This is a genomic window from Mycobacterium sp. pV006 (assembly GCF_041287115.1).
In the GTDB taxonomy this organism is placed as follows: Bacteria; Actinomycetota; Actinomycetes; order Mycobacteriales; family Mycobacteriaceae; genus Mycobacterium.
Genome location: NZ_JBGGKT010000003.1, coordinates 100,348 through 116,195, shown reverse-complemented (window position 1 = coordinate 116,195; position 15,848 = coordinate 100,348). Strand labels below are relative to the sequence as shown.

General features: G+C 70.0%; 19 protein-coding genes. 15 read left to right on the top strand and 4 right to left on the bottom strand.

What is annotated here, in order from left to right:
- The first annotated feature begins 28 nt into the window (after positions 1-28).
- Genes ACAG25_RS06575 through ACAG25_RS06565 form a run of 3 tightly spaced genes read left to right on the top strand, consistent with a single transcriptional unit; the run spans position 29 to position 2,372 of the window.
- Positions 29-1,171: an 8-amino-7-oxononanoate synthase gene (locus tag ACAG25_RS06575; RefSeq protein WP_370487522.1), complete on the top strand. Its 1,143-nt coding sequence runs from the start codon at positions 29-31 to the stop codon at positions 1,169-1,171.
- Positions 1,168-1,848, top strand: a complete 681-nt coding sequence (bioD, locus tag ACAG25_RS06570) for a dethiobiotin synthase (RefSeq protein WP_370487521.1) — start codon at positions 1,168-1,170, stop codon at positions 1,846-1,848. The genes ACAG25_RS06575 and bioD overlap by 4 nt, the downstream gene beginning before the upstream one ends.
- Positions 1,848-2,372: a 2'-5' RNA ligase family protein gene (locus ACAG25_RS06565; RefSeq protein ID WP_370487520.1), complete on the top strand. Its 525-nt coding sequence runs from the start codon at positions 1,848-1,850 to the stop codon at positions 2,370-2,372. The genes bioD and ACAG25_RS06565 overlap by 1 nt, the downstream gene beginning before the upstream one ends.
- Positions 2,373-2,375: 3 nt before the next feature.
- Here ACAG25_RS06565 and ACAG25_RS06560 read toward each other — a convergent pair whose 3' ends face one another.
- Positions 2,376-2,948 carry a TetR/AcrR family transcriptional regulator C-terminal domain-containing protein gene (locus ACAG25_RS06560; protein ID WP_370487519.1) on the bottom strand — a complete coding sequence of 191 codons (573 nt, stop codon included), beginning with the start codon at positions 2,946-2,948 and terminating at the stop codon, positions 2,376-2,378.
- A gap of 146 nt (positions 2,949-3,094) precedes the next feature.
- Between ACAG25_RS06560 and bioB the strand changes: the two genes are divergently transcribed.
- The 3 genes from bioB to ACAG25_RS06545 are packed head-to-tail and all read left to right on the top strand — an operon-like array spanning position 3,095 to position 4,949.
- On the top strand, positions 3,095-4,090 hold the full coding sequence (gene bioB, locus ACAG25_RS06555) for a biotin synthase BioB (protein WP_370487518.1): 996 nt from the start codon (positions 3,095-3,097) through the stop codon (positions 4,088-4,090).
- Entirely contained in the window at positions 4,090-4,317 is a 228-nt protein-coding gene (locus ACAG25_RS06550) for a hypothetical protein (protein WP_370487517.1), read from the top strand. Before bioB ends, ACAG25_RS06550 begins: the two co-directional genes overlap by 1 nt.
- A complete protein-coding gene (locus ACAG25_RS06545; protein ID WP_370487516.1) occupies positions 4,314-4,949 on the top strand; it encodes a DUF2567 domain-containing protein in 636 nt (211 codons plus the stop codon). The genes ACAG25_RS06550 and ACAG25_RS06545 overlap by 4 nt, the downstream gene beginning before the upstream one ends.
- Here the strand turns inward: ACAG25_RS06545 and ACAG25_RS06540 are convergent.
- Both ACAG25_RS06540 and ACAG25_RS06535 read right to left on the bottom strand, forming a co-directional pair.
- The gene (locus ACAG25_RS06540) at positions 4,900-6,252 is read right to left on the bottom strand and encodes a lipase family protein (RefSeq protein ID WP_370487515.1); all 1,353 of its coding nucleotides are present in this window, start codon (positions 6,250-6,252) and stop codon (positions 4,900-4,902) included. The two genes, ACAG25_RS06545 and ACAG25_RS06540, sit on opposite strands and share 50 nt — an antisense overlap.
- Before the next feature lie 43 nt (positions 6,253-6,295).
- Positions 6,296-7,000, bottom strand: a complete 705-nt coding sequence (locus tag ACAG25_RS06535; protein ID WP_370487514.1) for an NUDIX domain-containing protein — start codon at positions 6,998-7,000, stop codon at positions 6,296-6,298.
- 47 nt (positions 7,001-7,047) lie between these two features.
- Between ACAG25_RS06535 and nadA the strand changes: the two genes are divergently transcribed.
- The 4 genes from nadA to ACAG25_RS06515 are packed head-to-tail and all read left to right on the top strand — an operon-like array spanning position 7,048 to position 10,936.
- Entirely contained in the window at positions 7,048-8,079 is a 1,032-nt protein-coding gene (nadA, locus tag ACAG25_RS06530; RefSeq protein WP_370487513.1) for a quinolinate synthase NadA, read from the top strand.
- The gene (locus ACAG25_RS06525; protein WP_370487512.1) at positions 8,076-9,629 is read left to right on the top strand and encodes an L-aspartate oxidase; all 1,554 of its coding nucleotides are present in this window, start codon (positions 8,076-8,078) and stop codon (positions 9,627-9,629) included. The genes nadA and ACAG25_RS06525 overlap by 4 nt, the downstream gene beginning before the upstream one ends.
- Positions 9,629-10,486: a carboxylating nicotinate-nucleotide diphosphorylase gene (gene nadC / locus ACAG25_RS06520; protein WP_370487510.1), complete on the top strand. Its 858-nt coding sequence runs from the start codon at positions 9,629-9,631 to the stop codon at positions 10,484-10,486. The genes ACAG25_RS06525 and nadC overlap by 1 nt, the downstream gene beginning before the upstream one ends.
- A gap of 3 nt (positions 10,487-10,489) precedes the next feature.
- Positions 10,490-10,936, top strand: a complete 447-nt coding sequence (locus ACAG25_RS06515) for a hypothetical protein (protein WP_370487509.1) — start codon at positions 10,490-10,492, stop codon at positions 10,934-10,936.
- A 3-nt stretch (positions 10,937-10,939) separates the two neighbouring features.
- On the opposite strand, the gene ACAG25_RS06510 is transcribed toward ACAG25_RS06515, so the two are convergent.
- Positions 10,940-11,359 (bottom strand): nitroreductase family deazaflavin-dependent oxidoreductase, encoded by a 420-nt coding sequence (locus tag ACAG25_RS06510; RefSeq protein WP_370487508.1) that lies wholly within the window; start codon positions 11,357-11,359, stop codon positions 10,940-10,942.
- 36 nt (positions 11,360-11,395) lie between these two features.
- On the opposite strand from ACAG25_RS06510, the gene hisD reads away from it, so the two are divergent.
- From hisD to priA, 5 genes are read left to right on the top strand one after another with little or no spacing between them, the layout of a single operon-like run.
- On the top strand, positions 11,396-12,739 hold the full coding sequence (gene hisD / locus ACAG25_RS06505) for a histidinol dehydrogenase (RefSeq protein ID WP_370487507.1): 1,344 nt from the start codon (positions 11,396-11,398) through the stop codon (positions 12,737-12,739).
- Positions 12,736-13,833, top strand: coding sequence for a histidinol-phosphate transaminase (locus ACAG25_RS06500; protein ID WP_370487506.1), 1,098 nt, complete (start codon positions 12,736-12,738; stop codon positions 13,831-13,833). Before hisD ends, ACAG25_RS06500 begins: the two co-directional genes overlap by 4 nt.
- A 26-nt stretch (positions 13,834-13,859) precedes the next feature.
- A complete protein-coding gene (gene hisB, locus ACAG25_RS06495; protein ID WP_370487758.1) occupies positions 13,860-14,468 on the top strand; it encodes an imidazoleglycerol-phosphate dehydratase HisB in 609 nt (202 codons plus the stop codon).
- Entirely contained in the window at positions 14,465-15,085 is a 621-nt protein-coding gene (gene hisH / locus ACAG25_RS06490; protein WP_370487505.1) for an imidazole glycerol phosphate synthase subunit HisH, read from the top strand. The genes hisB and hisH overlap by 4 nt, the downstream gene beginning before the upstream one ends.
- A gap of 32 nt (positions 15,086-15,117) precedes the next feature.
- Positions 15,118-15,846, top strand: coding sequence for a bifunctional 1-(5-phosphoribosyl)-5-((5-phosphoribosylamino)methylideneamino)imidazole-4-carboxamide isomerase/phosphoribosylanthranilate isomerase PriA (priA, locus tag ACAG25_RS06485; RefSeq protein ID WP_370487757.1), 729 nt, complete (start codon positions 15,118-15,120; stop codon positions 15,844-15,846).
- Positions 15,847-15,848: the final 2 nt, after the last annotated feature.

Below are 15,848 nucleotides of genomic sequence, written 5' to 3'. Positions count from 1 at the left end.
GAGGCGATCCGACGTCCGAGGAGCCCGCATGACCCGCGTGGACACCGATCCGCTGGCGTGGCTCGCCGAGGTGGCGGCGCAGCGCCGGGACGCGGGGCTGCGCCGGACGCTGCGTGCCCGCCCGCCCGTCGGCGCCGAAGTCGACCTGGCCTCCAACGACTACCTGGGCTTGTCCCAGCACCCCGCGGTCATCGACGGCGGCGTGGCCGCGTTGCGCACCTGGGGCGCCGGAGCGACCGGATCGCGGCTGGTCACCGGCAACACCGAGCTGCATGAGACCTTCGAGCGCGCGCTGGCCGACTTCGTCGGCGCCGAGTCGGCGCTGGTCTTCTCGTCCGGGTACACCGCGAACCTCGGGGCCGTCGTCGCGCTGTCCGGCCCGGGGTCGCTGGTGGTGTCCGACGCGCTGACCCATGCCTCTCTCGTCGATGCGTGCCGGCTGTCCCGGGCGCGGGTGGTGGTCAGTCCGCACAACGACGTATCGGCGGTCGACACCGCACTGGCCGCACGTGACGAAGACCGGGCCGTTGTGGTCACCGACTCGGTGTTCTCCGCCGACGGCACGCTGGCACCGATCCGCGAGCTGCACGACGTGTGCCGCCGGCACGGCGCGCTGCTGCTCGTCGACGAGGCGCACGGCCTCGGGGTGCGCGGCGAGGGCGGCCGCGGGCTGCTGCACGAGGTGGGCCTGGCCGGAGCCCCCGACGTCGTGATGACCACCACGCTGTCCAAAGCGCTGGGCAGTCAGGGCGGCGTCGTGCTCGGCCCCGCCGCGGTCCGCGCGCATCTGATCGATGCCGCCCGCCCGTTCATCTTCGACACCGGCCTGGCCCCGGCCGCCGTCGGTGCCGCGCACTCCGCGCTGCAGCTGATCATCGCCGAGCCGTGGCGCGCCCAACGCGTCCTCGACCGCGCCGCCGAACTCGCAGCGATGTGCGGTGTCGACGACGTTCCCTCCTCCGCGGTGGTCTCGGTCATCCTCGGCGATCCGGACGTCGCCGTTGCCGCGGCCGCGGCGTGCCTGGACCGCGGGATCCGCGTGGGTTGCTTCCGGCCGCCCACCGTGCCGGCCGGCACGTCCCGGTTGCGCTTGACCGCACGCGCGTCGCTGACCGACGACGAGATGGCCGCCGCGCGGCAGGCCTTCGGCGAGGTGCTCTCACCCGCGTGAGCGTGCTCGTCGTCACCGGAACCGACACCGGCGTGGGAAAGACCATCGCCACCGCGGCGCTGGCATGCCATGCGCGGCTGGCCGGGATCGACGTCGCGGTGTGCAAGCCGGTGCAGACCGGCACCGCCGACGGCGACGACGACCTCGCCGAGATCGGTCGGCTCTCCGGCGTGGCCGACCTCCGCGGACTGGCGCGTTTCCCGGAGCCGTTGGCCCCGCGGGCCGCCGCACACCGCGTCAGCGCGTCCCTCCCGACCCGCGAGGACCTGGTGGAGCTGGCCACTGCGGCAGACCGACCGGGACGCCTCACCTTGGTCGAGGGCGCCGGCGGGCTCCTCGTGGAGATCGGTTCGGCCGAGGCGACTCTGCGCGACGTCGCGGTGGACCTCGGTGCACCGGTCCTCGTCGTCGTCCGGCCCGGACTGGGCACGCTCAACCACACCGCGCTGACCTTGGAGGCGCTGCGCACCGCAGGGCTGCAGTGCGCCGGCTTGGTGATCGGCGCCTGGCCCGAGGCGGCGGGGGTGGCCGAACTCGACAACCGTGACGCCCTCGCAAGGCAGGCGCCGATACGTGCCGTGCTGCCCGCCGGTGCCGGCGGCGTGACCGTCGACGAATTCGCCGCGATCAGCCGATCCGCCTTCGACACCGCGTGGGTGCGGGCGCTGGTGGACTGATGGTCCATTCCGTCGAGTTGCTGTTCGACGACGAGACCGAGTCCGCGGTCCGTCAGCTCTGGCAGGACCTCGCCCAAACCGGCATCCGCAGCCTGGCCGGGCACACCTCACCGACCAACCGCCCCCACGTGACGCTCACCGTCGCAGAGCTCCTCGACGGGGCCGTCGACGACGCACTCGCACCGCTGACCGACCGACTACCGCTGCCGTGCGTGATCGGTGCCCCGATGCTGTTCGGTTCGGGACGCACGCGCACGTTGGTGCGTCTGATGGTGCCGTCGTCCCCACTGCTGGACCTGCATGCCGAGGTCGACCGGGTGACGCGTCCGCACATGCCCGCCGGTCCACTGCCGCACGCCGATCCCGGCCGCTGGACACCGCATGTCACCCTGGCGCGGCACGTCCCGCTCGACCTGCTCGGCACGGCGGTCGGACACCCGGGAATCGCCCGCGACCTCGTCGGCACCGCGGTCGCGTTGCGGCACTGGGACGGCAACGCCAAAGTGGTGCACCCGATCGGTTGACGATCAGGCGTCGGCGCGACTGTGCACGGCGATTCCGTCGATCAGCAATCGAAGCCCGAATTCAAAACGGGCCGTGGCGTTCTCGGTCCACACCGTGTGAGCGACCTCGGCACCGGCGGCGTCCCACTGCAATCGGGACTGTTCGTCGACGGTGAAACCCAGCACGTAGTACACGACGGTGCGGGCGGCCAGCTCTGCGTGGGCGGGAGCCACCTCGGCCTCCACGACCGCGTCGCCGAGAAGCGTCAGCACCCCGTCCATCGACGAAGACTGGCCCGCCGCGAAACTCGCCGACACCAGTTCCGCGCCGTCGGTATGGGACAACAGAGCGTCGCGGAGCCGATGACAGATGGCGGGGATGCGCTCGGTCCAACTCCCGCGGACGTCGTCGAAGACCGGTAGCAGATGATCGGCCACCGCCCCCAGCAGCTCTTGCTTGTTGGCGAAGTGCCAGTACAAGGCGCCGGGGGAGACCTCGAGCTCCCGCGCCAACCGCCGCATGGTCAGATCGGCCAGGCCGTAACTGTCCAGCAGGGCGGTCGCTGCTTCGACCACGTCGCGTTTGTGGAGCTGCACCCCCGTACCCTAACCTGAACGGTGTTCAACTGTCGGTTCGACCGACGCGTTCAACTGTCGGCTCAGCCGACGTGTTCAACTGTCGGTTCGACCGACGTGTTCAACTGTCGGCCCAGCCGACGTGACCAGACATGGGAAGGCATTCGGTGAGCGACATTCTGGCGGTGGCCCGCGAGCAGGTACTGGAGCGCGGCGAAGGGCTGAACCAGGAGCAGACCCTGCAGGTGCTGCAGCTGTCCGACGACCACCTGGACGACCTGCTCGCTCTGGCCCACGACGTGCGCATGCGGTGGTGCGGCCCGGACGTCGAGGTCGAGGGCATCATCAGCCTCAAGACCGGCGGCTGCCCCGAGGACTGCCACTTCTGTTCGCAGTCCGGTCTTTTCGCGTCCCCGGTGCGCAGTGCCTGGCTGGACATCCCGAGCCTGGTGGAAGCGGCCAAGCAGACCGCCAAGACCGGTGCCACCGAATTCTGCATCGTCGCCGCGGTACGCGGACCCGACGAGCGCCTCCTCGCACAGGTCGCGGCCGGTATCGAAGCCATCCGCAACGAGGTCGACATCCAGATCGCCTGCTCGCTGGGCATGCTCACCCAGGAGCAGGTCGACCAACTCGCCGCGATGGGTGTGCACCGCTACAACCACAACCTCGAGACCGCCCGCTCCTTCTTCACCAACGTCGTGACCACGCACTCGTGGGAAGAACGTTGGGGCACACTGCAGATGGTCCGCGAAGCGGGCATGGAGGTGTGCTGCGGCGGCATCCTCGGCATGGGCGAGACACTCGAGCAGCGCGCCGAGTTCGCCGCCAACCTGGCCGAACTCGACCCGCACGAGGTGCCGCTGAACTTCCTCAATCCGCGACCGGGCACACCCTTCGGTGACCTCGAGGTGCTGCCGGCCAGTGAGGCACTCAAAGCCGTCGCCGCGTTCCGGCTGGCGCTGCCCCGCACCATGCTGCGCTTCGCGGGCGGGCGCGAGATCACCCTCGGCGACCTCGGCGCCAAGAAGGGCATCCTCGGCGGCATCAACGCCGTCATCGTCGGCAACTACCTGACCACGTTGGGCCGGCCCGCCGAGGCCGACCTCGAGCTGCTCGACGACCTCCAGATGCCCATCAAGGCGCTCAACGCCACACTGTGATGGTCGCCGATCTCCCGGCGCCCGTCGGCGCGGGAACCTACAACGTCTACACCGGTGGTCCGGCCGGCAGTTCGGTCCCGACCGCCGCGCAGCTCGGGCTGGAACCACCGCGCTTCTGCGCCGCCTGCGGGCGCCGGATGATCGTGCAGGTGCGCCCGGACGGTTGGTGGGTCAAATGCTCCCGACACGGCCTCGTCGACTCCCACGATCTGGACCTCTACCGATGACCGGCGCCGAACCGACGATCCCCCTCCGTAGGGCCGTGGTGCGGGTGGTGGCGGCGTTCGTCGTCGCCGGAGCCGCTGTCGGCGTGGGATGGGCGCTGTTGGCTCCGCCCATCCGCGGGATCGTGGCGCTGACACGCGGCGGCGACCGGGTCAAGGCGGCTCTGGGCGCCGAGGCCGATCACTGGTTCACCGCGGCGGCCCTGTTCGTCGGCATGATGTCGGTCCTGGCTGTCGTGGCGGCGGTCGCGGCCTGGCAGTGGCGCGCCCACCGTGGCCCGGTGATGCTGGGCGGCCTGGCCGTGGGCGCCGTGGCGGCCACGCTGGCGGCGGCCGCCACGGCCACCGCAGTGGCCGGATTCCGTTACGGCGCCGTCGATGTGGCCGGGGCTCCGGTCAGCGAGGACGACCGGATTCACTACATCACCGAGGCGCCGGCGGTGTTCTTCGGTCACACCCCGCTGGAAATCGCCTTGACGTTGCTGCTGCCGGCCGCGGTCGTCGCGGTCGTGTACGTGCTCGCCGCCGTCGCCACGCCGCGTGACGATCTCGGCGCCTGGCCGCCGGTGGAGTATCCCGTCGTGCTCACCGATCGAATTGCGACAGGGGCTGACGTTCCACCCTCCGTCCCGTGAGTACCTTCGCGGTGATCTTGGTCAACGTCAGCATCCCCCGGTAAGTCGACGGGTTCAGCAGCGTCGGCCACTTGGTGCGCGTGATGTTGGTCCCGAGCGGTCGGCCGGCGAACCGGTCGCGCAGCCAGCGCAGGGTCATCGGCGCCGACATCGGGTGCAACAACAGGTGCTCGCTGAACATGTCGCGGTGGTAGGTCACGCTCGCGCCGCCGCGGGTGTAGGTCTCGATCAGGACGTCGATGTCGTCGACGGACACGATCCGGTCGTGCACGGCCTGCACGATGAGCACCGGCGTCTTCGGAGCGCTGGTCCCCAGCTTGATCGAATCGAAGACGTTCTGCACCTCTGGGGTCAGCAGGATCTCCTCGAGCGGCCGGTCGACCATCGTGGCCATGTCGCGGCCGACCAGCGTCAGCATCGCGTGCAACGTGGTCATCTTCTCGATGCGGGCCAGCAGCGCCTTGCCCTCGACGGTGGCGTGCTCGTCGATGATGCGGTGCAGGTCGGGATAGACGTGGGTCAGAGCAGCGACGACGAGGGCCGGCAGGCCGGAGTAGACACTGCCGTTGAGCCGCTTGAACGCGTGCCCGAGATCGCCGACCGGTGACCCGAGAACCGCACCGACGAGGTTGAGTTCCGGCGCGTAGTCGTCCTGAACCTCGGCGGCCCAGGCCGAGGCCAGTCCGCCCCCGGAATACCCCCACAGGCCGATGGGGGAGTCCGCGGCCAGGCCGAAGGAGTGGTGGTTGATCGCCGCGCGCACACCGTCGAGCACGTGGTAGCCCGGCTCGTAGGGCGCCCCCCAGATACCGGTCGAGCCCTCGTGATCGGGCACCGACACCGCCCAGCCCTCGGCCAGCGCCGCAGCAACCAGGAGGAACTCGAACTGCGCCATCGATCCGATGGCTTTCGCGCCGCGCCGCAGCGCATAGGACGGGAAACAACGTCCCGCCACGGCGTCGATGGCGCACTGGTACGACACGATCGGCAGCGGACGGTCGGTCGCCCGCTCGGCCGGGATCAGCACGGTGGTGACGGCGGCCTGCGGATCCCCGTTGAGGTCGTTGGTCCGGTACAGCAGTTGCGTGGCGACGAGCTTCTGCGGGATCAGGCCCATGAACGCCAGCTCGACCTCACGGGAGCGCAGAACCGTGCCGGGCCGTGCGTGCTCGAAACCGTCGGGTGGTTGATAGAACGGGTCCTCGCTGGGCAGCAGAGGCCGGGTTCCGCGACGCAGCGGCTCGTGGGGTGTCTGACCGATCCATTCCGCACCGGTCGACGGGGCCGCACTGCCGAAGTCCATCCCGGCATTCTTACTTAAGAAGGCATTAAGAATCCAGTCCGCCTCACACCGGCGGGCGCAGGGCCGCGAACTCATCGGTGACCCGGTAGCGCGACTCGGTGAAACGATACAGCGCGGCGGGCCGCCCGCCGCTGCGTCCGGACCGGGCCGTGGTGCCGGTGCGGGTGATCACCCCGCGACGTTCCAGCACACGTTGCAGGTTCGTCGCGTCGACCTGGTAACCCAGCGCCGCGCCGTAGATGTCGCGCAGCGTCGATAGTGCGAATTCCGCAGGGGCCAAAGCGAATCCGATGTTGGTGTAGGACAGTTTGGCGATCAGGCGCTGGTGGGCGTGGGCCACCATCGGGCCGTGGTCGAACGCCATCGGCGGCAGTTCGCTGACCGGATGCCAGTGGGTGTCCGACGGCAACTCCGGCGTGGCGGGGGAGGGCACCAGTCCCAGGAACGTCGACGCGATGGTGCGCGGGCCGGGCACCCGCGACGGTTCGGAGAACACCGCGAGTTGTTCCAGGTGCGCGAGTTCGCGCAGGTCGACCTTCTCGGCCAGTTGCCTGCGCACCGAGCTGGTCAGGTCCTCGTCGGCGCTCAGCGAGCCGCCCGGCAGCGACCACCGTCCGCGTTCGGGGTCGAGTGCGCGCCGCCACAACAGCACGTGAAGTGCGGGTTTCCCGTCGGATGCCGACACATCGAGGGGTCGAACCTGGAACACCACGGCCAACACTTCGTGCGCGGTGCTAGTATGAGCCATGTTTTCGATTGTAAGTCGAAAACCTCGAACTGGGAAAGGAGGCGGCGATGACGGTGATCGCTGACGATCTTGCGAATCGGATCGTGGACGGACCCGACGGCTTCAGCGGCGTCGAGGCCGACCAGGCGTGGGCCGACGAGGTGCGCCGCCTCGTCGAGCTGCGCGGCGCGACGCTGCTGGCGCACAACTATCAGCTGCCCGCCATCCAGGACGTCGCCGACCATGTCGGCGACTCCCTGGCGCTGTCGCGCATCGCCGCGGAGGCCCCCGAGGACACCATCGTGTTCGCCGGCGTGCACTTCATGGCGGAGACGGCCAAGATCCTCTCCCCGGACAAGACGGTCCTGATCCCCGATCAGCGGGCCGGCTGCTCGCTGGCCGACTCCATCACCGCCGAGGAGTTGCGTGCCTGGAAGGCCGACCATCCCGGCGCCGTCGTGGTGTCCTACGTGAACACCACCGCGGCGGTGAAGGCCGAGACCGACATCTGCTGCACATCCTCGAACGCCGTCGAGGTCGTCGCGTCGATCCCCGAAGACCGTGACGTGCTGTTCTGCCCCGATCAATTCCTCGGCGCGCATGTCCGGCGGATGACGGGTCGCAAGAACCTGCACATCTGGGCCGGCGAATGCCACGTGCACGCCGGGATCAACGGCGACGAGCTCGCCGAGCAGGCCCGCAGCCATCCCGATGCCGAACTGTTCGTCCATCCCGAATGTGGTTGCGCCACATCGGCGCTCTACCTCGCCGGCGAGGGATCCTTCCCGGAGGAGCGGGTCAAGATCCTCTCGACGGGCGGCATGCTCGACGCCGCACGAGAGACCGGTGCGCGCCAGGTGCTGGTGGCCACCGAGGTCGGCATGCTGCACCAATTGCGTCGTGCGGCACCCGATGTGGACTTCCGCGCGGTCAACGACCGCGCTTCGTGCCGGTACATGAAGATGATCACCCCGGCGGCGATGCTGCGCTGCCTCATCGAGGGCGCCGACGAAGTCCATGTCGATCCCGAGACCGCCCGTGCAGCGCGCGCCAGCGTCACTCGCATGATCGAGATCGGGCAGCCCGGCGGCGGGGAATGACCCCAGCCTGCGGCGGCGCCGAGATCTGGCGCCAGCGCGCGGACGTCGTGGTCGTCGGCACCGGCGTCGCCGGGCTCACCGCGGCTCTGACTGCACATCGCACCGGCCGGAAAGTGGTGGTGCTCAACAAGTCCGGGCACACCGCGACGTCCTACGCCCAGGGCGGTATCGCGGTCGTCCTGCCGGGTGAAGACGATTCGGTGGACGCGCACGTCACCGACACCGTCGCTGCCGGTGCCGGTCTGTGCGATCCCGCGGCGGTGCGATCCATCGTCGCCGACGGGCACCGCGCAGTGCGCGAACTCGTGGAAGCCGGCGCCGTTTTCGACGAATCCGCCGAGGGGCAGTGGGCGCTGACCCGCGAGGGCGGTCACTCGCGGCGGCGCATCATCCACGCCGGCGGCGACGCCACCGGCGCCGAGGTCCAGCGCGCGCTGGACCATGCCGCCGCGATGCTGGACATCCGCCCCAACCATCTCGCCCTGGACATCCTCGTCTCTGACGGCGCGGTGGCCGGCGTGCTGGTGTCGGGTCCCGATGGCCTCGGGGTCATCCATGCCCCGGCGGTCGTCCTGGCCACCGGGGGACTGGGCCACCTCTACCAGTCGACCACCAACCCGTCCGCGTCCACGGGCGACGGCGTGGCGCTGGCGCTGTGGGCCGGCGTGCCGGTCTCCGACATCGAGTTCGTCCAGTTCCATCCCACGATGCTCTACACGGCCGACAGCGGCGGTCGGCGCCCGCTGATCACCGAGGCGCTGCGTGGGGAAGGTGCACGGCTGGTCGACCGGCGGGGTGCCGCGGTGACCGCCGGGGTGCACCCGATGGGCGACCTCGCGCCGCGCGACGTCGTCGCGGCGGCCATCGAGGCGCGGCTGAGCGTCTCCGGCGACCCGTGCGTGTTTCTCGATGCGCGCGACGTTGCCGACCTGCCGACGCGGTTCCCCACCGTGACCGCAGCCTGCCGGGCCGCCGGCATCGATCCCACCCGCCAACCCATCCCGGTGGTACCGGGCGCCCACTACAGCTGCGGTGGCGTCGTCACCGATGTCGAGGGGCGCACCGCGCTTCCGGGTTTGTTCGCCGCCGGGGAGGTCGCCCGCACCGGGATGCACGGCGCGAACCGGCTGGCCTCCAACAGCCTGCTCGAAGGGCTGGTCGTCGGTGGCCGGGCCGGTCACGCGGCCGCCCGCCACGCCGTAGCCGCCGGGCCCGTCCGCCTGCAGACGCCCACGACACCGGTGCGCCCCGTGCTGCCGCGCGCACAGATCCAAGCGCTGATGAGCCGGCACGTGTCGGTCATGCGCACCGGCAACGATCTCGCCGACGTGATCGGGCAGCTCCACAGCGCCCCCGAGCGGCCGCTGAGGAGCCGACACGACATCGAGGATGCGGCACTGACCGCCGTCGCGTCCGTCGTCGCGGTCGCCGCGGCGGCGCGCACCGAGACCCGCGGATGCCATCATCGAGCAGATTTTCCGGACACCGACCCGGCGCAGGCGCTCAGCTCCGAGCATCTGGCGGCCGGCCTGACTCCCGTGGGGTGCTGATGGAATTCGGCGAAGCCGAGCGCATCGAGGCGCGCGACCTGATCGCGCGAGCTCTGCAAGAGGATCTGCGCTACGGACCCGATGTGACCACCCTGGCCACCGTTCCCGCCGACGCCACCACCACCGCCTCGGTGATCGCCCGCGAACCCGGGGTCCTCGCCGGTTCGGAGCTCGCCTTTCTTGTCCTCGACGCGGTCCTCGGCGCCGAGGGCTACCGCGTCGCACACCGTGTGGCCGACGGAACCGAACTCGCCGCACGCGATGCCGTGCTGACCGTCGAGGCCTCTACCCGGGGGTTGCTGACCGCTGAACGCACCCTGCTGAACCTCGTATGCCATCTGTCGGGTGTCGCCACCGCCACCGCCGCGTGGGTGGCAGCTGTGGCGGGCACGTCGGCGCAGATCCGGGACACCCGCAAGACCCTGCCCGGGCTGCGGACCCTGCAGAAGTACGCGGTGCGCGTGGGGGGTGGCGTCAACCACCGCATGGGACTCGGCGACGCCGCGCTGATCAAGGACAACCACGTGGCCGCCGCCGGTTCCGTCGTCGCGGCGTTGCGCGAAGTGCGTTCTGCCGCACCTGATCTGCCGTGTGAGGTCGAGGTCGACTCGCTCGAACAACTCGACGAGGTACTCGCCGAGGGCGTGGAGTTGGTCCTGCTCGACAACTTCCCGGTCTGGCAGACCCAGATCGCCGCGCAACGCCGCGCCGCGACCAGTCCACACACCAAACTCGAGTCCTCGGGCGGGCTGGCGCTGGAGAACGCCGCGGACTACGCCCGAACCGGCGTCGACTACCTCGCCGTCGGTGCGCTCACCCACTCGGTACGGGTGCTCGACCTGGGGCTGGACCTGTAGTCGATGAAGGCGTCCCTGACCATCGCGGTCCTCGCGCTGGTGGTCGCGGTGTTCGCCCTGGTGCGGACATTCGACACCACTGCCTCCTACAGCGAGGAACAACGCGCCGCCGCGCTGGCCGCAGCCTGTTCGGCCTATGAGACCGTCCGCACCGCCGTGGCGGCCAACACCAACACCGAGCCGCCCGGCGGTTCCGGCGACATCTCCGGCGCGCTGGCAGCCGCGGCGAACGCGCGCGTCGCGCTGCTCGACGGCGGCCAGTACCTCCTGGCCCGGTTGGACCCCGCCACGCCGAGCGACGTGGCCGACGACATGCGGCGGTTCGCCAACCAGCTGATGGACATCGGCGCCGCGGCCACCGCCGGGGTGCCGAACACCGACGCCGACCAGGCGAAGCGACTCGCCGACGCCGAGGCCGCCAGCGCCGCGATCAGCAGCCGCTGCCGCTGATCGTCAGGCGATGTCGGCGACGAAGACGCCCGACCGCTTCGCAACCACCTGCGCCATCTTCGGCAACGACGGGTCCTGTGTGCCGGCAGGCAGGACCCGGGGCCGGACGAGATGCAGCGTGGTGCGTCCGATCTGGATGTCGGCCTCCCCGGCGGCGAGTACGTTCTTCACCCAGTTCGTCTTGCCGTGCGCCAGCCCGATCGCGACCAGCGAGCCCTTCCGGTACGGCGTGACGATCGTCTCGTATTCCTTGCCCGACGTCCGGCCCCGGTGACGGATCACCCCGAGCCCCGGCAGCCGCTTCGAGAACGGCCGCACCAGCGGGTTGAGGTACTTGATCTGCAGCCTTTCGAACCACGGCGGGAAGATCATCGGCACACCGGGCGCGTGGTTGGGATGGTTCCTGCCGGATCTACCGGACATGACGCCTCCGATACGGATTTGTGCAGCTCTGGGACAATGGTCAGCGTGAATGTATCGCCAGGACTTCTGCGGCGCATCGACCTGCGTGGCACGACGCTGTCCGCGGCCCGTCTGCGCACGGCACTGCCGCGCGGCGGGGTCGACGTCGACGCCGTCCTGCCCAAAGTCCGGCCCATCGTCGAGGCGGTCATCGACCGGGGAGCCGACGCGGCGCTCGAGTACGGCGCGTCCTTCGACGGCGTGCGCCCCGACGGTGTCCGCGTACCCGCCGACGAGCTCGCCGCCGCGCTGCAGAACCTCGACACTGACGTCCGTGCCGCCCTCGAGGTCGCCATCGAGCGGGCCCGCGCCGTGCATGCCGACCAGCGACGTACTGACACCACCACCACCCTGGCGCCCGGCGCCACCGTCACCGAGCGGTGGGTGCCCGTGGAGCGGGTCGGGCTGTATGTGCCCGGCGGCAACGCTGTCTACCCGTCCAGCGTCGTGATGAACGTGGTGCCGGCCCAGACCGCCGGGGTCGACTCGCTGGTCATCGCCAGCCCGCCGCAAGCCGAGTTCGCGGGGCTGCCTCATCCGACCATCCTCGCAGCGGCCGCGCTGCTCGGCGTCGACGAGGTCTGGGCGGTCGGCGGGGCGCAGGCGGTCGCGCTGCTGGCCTACGGCGGCACCGACACCGACTCCTACGAGCTGGTACCGGTGGACATGATCACCGGGCCGGGCAACATCTACGTCACCGCGGCCAAGCGAATCTGCCGTTCGCAGGTCGGCATCGACGCCGAGGCCGGACCCACCGAGATCGCGATCCTCGCCGACCACACCGCCGATCCTGTGCACGTCGCCGCCGATCTGATCAGCCAGGCCGAACACGACGAGATGGCCGCCAGCGTGCTGGTCACCGACAGCGCCGAGCTGGCCGACGCCACCGACCGCGAACTGGACGCGCAGCTGCAGACCACCGTGCACCGCGAGCGGGTGACCGCGGCGCTGCGCGGGCAGCAGTCGGCCATCGTGCTGGTCGACGACATCGATGCCGGCATCCGTACCGTCAACGCCTACGCCGCCGAACACCTGGAGATCCAGACCGTCGACGCCGCCGGTGTCGCCGACCGGATCCGTTCCGCCGGTGCGATATTCGTCGGTCCGTACTCACCGGTGAGTCTGGGTGATTACTGCGCCGGGTCCAACCACGTGCTGCCCACCGCGGGCTGCGCGCGGCACTCCAGCGGCCTGTCGGTACAGACATTCCTGCGGGGTATCCACGTCGTCGACTACACCGAGGCGGCGTTGAAAGACGTGTCCGGACACGTCATCACGCTGGCGAAGGCCGAGAACCTGCCCAGTCACGGCGAGGCGGTCCGGCGGAGGTTCGAGCGATGACCTCGGTGACCCTCGACGATCTGCCGTTGCGCGAGGACCTGCGGGGCAAGTCGCCCTACGGGGCGCCGCAGTTGGCGGTCCCCGTGCGGCTGAACACCAACGAGAACCCGCACCCGCCGACCGAGGCGCTGATCGAGGACGTCGCCGCCTCGGTGCGCGACGCCGCGGCAGAACTGCACCGCTACCCCGATCGGGACGCGGTGGCGCTGCGCACGGACCTGGCCGCGTATCTGACAAAGCAGACCGGCTACCCGGTTGGCGTCGAAAACGTCTGGGCGGCAAATGGATCCAATGAGATCCTGCAGCAGTTGCTGCAGGCGTTCGGCGGTCCGGGGCGCAGCGCGATCGGTTTCGTGCCGTCGTACTCGATGCATCCGATCATCGCCGACGGAACCCAGACCACCTGGTTGGTGGCCAATCGCGCCGAGGACTTCAGCCTCGACACCCGGGTCGCGGCGCAGGCCATCAAGGAGCACACGCCCGACGTGGTGTTCGTGGCCAGCCCGAACAACCCGTCCGGGCAGAGCGTCCCGCCGCAGGATCTGCGTGAGCTGCTCGAGGCTCAGGCCGGCGGCATCATGATCGTCGACGAGGCCTACGGCGAGTTCTCCTCGCAACCCAGTGCCATCGGGCTGATCGAGGACTATCCGACCAAACTCGTGGTGTCCCGGACCATGAGCAAGGCGTTCGCCTTCGCCGGTGGACGGCTGGGCTACCTCGTGGCCACACCGGCGATGATCGACGCGATGCCGTTGGTGCGCCTGCCCTACCACCTGTCCTCGCTCACCCAGGCCGCCGCCCGCGCCGCGCTGCGCCACGCCGACGACACCTTGGGCAGCGTCGCGACGCTGATCTCCGAGCGCGAACGGGTATCCCGGGAATTGCAGGCCCTGGGGTTCAGCGTTGTACCCAGCGACGCGAACTTCCTGATGTTCGGGAAGTTCGCCGACGCCCACGCGACATGGCAGCGTTATCTCGACGAAGGCGTCCTCATCCGCGACGTGGGTATCCCCGGCTACCTGCGAACCACGATCGGCCTGGCCGACGAGAACGACGCGCTGCTGGCTGCCAGCGCACGAATAGGAGCATCGTGACCACTTCCACCGGCGAGCCCGAACGCATCGCCCGCCGCGCCTCGATCACCCGCACCACCAAGGAGTCCGACATCGCCGTCGAGTTGAACCTCGACGGCACCGGGCAGGTCAGCGTGGACACCGGTGTGCCGTTCTTCGACCACATGCTCACCTCGCTGGGCAGTCACGCCAGCTTCGACCTGACGATCAAGGCGACCGGTGACATCGAGATCGAGGGCCACCACACCATCGAGGACACCGCGATCGTGCTCGGCCAGGCACTGGGCCAGGCCCTCGGCGACAAGCGCGGTATCCGTCGCTTCGGTGACGCGTTCATCCCGATGGACGAATGCCTCGCCCACGCCGCGGTCGACGTGTCCGGTCGGCCCTACTTCGTGCACACCGGCGAACCCGACTACATGATCGAATTCACCATTGCCGGGTCGTCGGCGCCGTACCACACCGTCGTCAACCGGCACGTGTTCGAGTCCCTGGCGTTCAACGCCCGCATCGCGTTGCATGTGCGCACCCTCTACGGTCGCGATCCGCACCACATCACCGAGGCGCAGTACAAGGCGGTGGCCCGGGCGCTGCGCACCGCGGTCGAGTACGACGCGCGGGTCAGCGGTGTGCCGTCGACCAAAGGCACCCTGTGAGCGCCAAACTCGTGGTGCTCGACTACGGGTCGGGAAACCTGCGCTCGGCCCAGCGTGCGCTCGAGCGCGTCGGCGCGCACGTCGAGGTGACACCCGACCCGACCGCCGCGATGGACGCCGACGGTCTGGTCGTGCCCGGCGTCGGGGCATTCGAAGCATGCATGGCCGGCCTGCGCTCGATCGGCGGGGAGAAGATCATCGCCGACCGTCTTGCGGCCGGGCGACCGGTTCTCGGGGTGTGCGTGGGCATGCAGATCCTGTTCAGTCGCGGGGTGGAATTCGGGGTCGAGACCACCGGATGCGGGCAGTGGCCCGGCTCGGTGGTCCGGCTGGACGCCCCGGTGATCCCGCACATGGGCTGGAACGTCGTCGACGCGCCGGCCGCCAGCGTGCTGTTCGCGGGGATGAGCGCGGACACCCGGTTCTACTTCGTGCACTCGTATGCGGCCCAACAGTGGGAGGGCAACCCGGATGCCCGGCTGACGTGGGCGACCCATCACGTGCCGTTCCTGGCCGCGGTCGAGGACGGACCGCTGTCGGCCACCCAGTTCCATCCGGAGAAGAGCGGGGACGCCGGCGCCGAATTGCTGTCGAACTGGGTAAGGGCGCTAAGTTGACCAGCGTGAATTCTGTGAAGCCGTCGTCGAAGCTGATCCTGCTGCCCGCTGTGGATGTGGTGGAGGGTCGCGCGGTGCGGCTGGTGCAGGGGCAGGCGGGATCGGAGACCACCTACGGGTCGGCGCTCGATGCAGCGATGACCTGGCAGCGTGACGGGGCGGAGTGGATCCATCTGGTCGACCTCGACGCCGCGTTCGGCCGCGGCTCCAACCGGGAGCTGCTCGCCGAGGTGGTCGGCAAGCTCGACGTCGCGGTGGAACTGTCGGGCGGCATCCGAGACGACGAGTCGCTGGCGGCGGCGTTGGCGACCGGGTGCGCGCGGGTCAACCTGGGCACCGCGGCGTTGGAGAACCCGCAGTGGTGCGCCAAGGTGGTCGCCGAGCACGGCGAGAAGGTCGCCGTCGGCCTGGACGTCAAGATCGTCGACGGGCAGCATCGGCTGCGCGGACGTGGCTGGGAGACCGACGGCGGTGACCTGTGGGACGTGCTGGAACGCCTTGACCGCGAAGGGTGTTCGCGTTTCGTCGTCACCGACGTCACCAAGGACGGCACCCTCAACGGTCCCAACCTCGAACTGCTGGCGCAGGTCTGCGAGCGCACCGACGCACCGGTCATCGCCTCGGGCGGGGTGTCCAGCCTCGACGACCTGCGCGCGATCGCGACGCTGACCGATCGGGGTGTCGAGGGCGCGATCGTCGGAAAGGCGCTCTACGCCGAGCGGTTCACGTTGCCGCAGGCGCTGGACGCCGTCAGTCGGTGAGG

Bases quoted from the DNA above. Each gene is read 5' to 3' on its own strand.
- ACAG25_RS06575 (WP_370487522.1), top strand. From the start codon at position 29: ATGACCCGCGTGGACACCGATCCGCTGGCGTGGCTCGCCGAGGTGGCG.
- ACAG25_RS06565 (WP_370487520.1), top strand. From the start codon at position 1,848: ATGGTCCATTCCGTCGAGTTGCTGTTCGACGACGAGACCGAGTCCGCG.
- ACAG25_RS06550 (WP_370487517.1), top strand. From the start codon at position 4,090: ATGGTCGCCGATCTCCCGGCGCCCGTCGGCGCGGGAACCTACAACGTC.
- ACAG25_RS06545 (WP_370487516.1), top strand. From the start codon at position 4,314: ATGACCGGCGCCGAACCGACGATCCCCCTCCGTAGGGCCGTGGTGCGG.
- ACAG25_RS06540 (WP_370487515.1), bottom strand. From the start codon at position 6,252: ATGGACTTCGGCAGTGCGGCCCCGTCGACCGGTGCGGAATGGATCGGT.
- ACAG25_RS06535 (WP_370487514.1), bottom strand. From the start codon at position 7,000: ATGGCTCATACTAGCACCGCGCACGAAGTGTTGGCCGTGGTGTTCCAG.
- nadA (WP_370487513.1), top strand. From the start codon at position 7,048: ATGACGGTGATCGCTGACGATCTTGCGAATCGGATCGTGGACGGACCC.
- ACAG25_RS06525 (WP_370487512.1), top strand. From the start codon at position 8,076: ATGACCCCAGCCTGCGGCGGCGCCGAGATCTGGCGCCAGCGCGCGGAC.
- nadC (WP_370487510.1), top strand. From the start codon at position 9,629: ATGGAATTCGGCGAAGCCGAGCGCATCGAGGCGCGCGACCTGATCGCG.
- ACAG25_RS06515 (WP_370487509.1), top strand. From the start codon at position 10,490: ATGAAGGCGTCCCTGACCATCGCGGTCCTCGCGCTGGTGGTCGCGGTG.
- ACAG25_RS06510 (WP_370487508.1), bottom strand. From the start codon at position 11,359: ATGTCCGGTAGATCCGGCAGGAACCATCCCAACCACGCGCCCGGTGTG.
- hisD (WP_370487507.1), top strand. From the start codon at position 11,396: ATGGTCAGCGTGAATGTATCGCCAGGACTTCTGCGGCGCATCGACCTG.
- ACAG25_RS06500 (WP_370487506.1), top strand. From the start codon at position 12,736: ATGACCTCGGTGACCCTCGACGATCTGCCGTTGCGCGAGGACCTGCGG.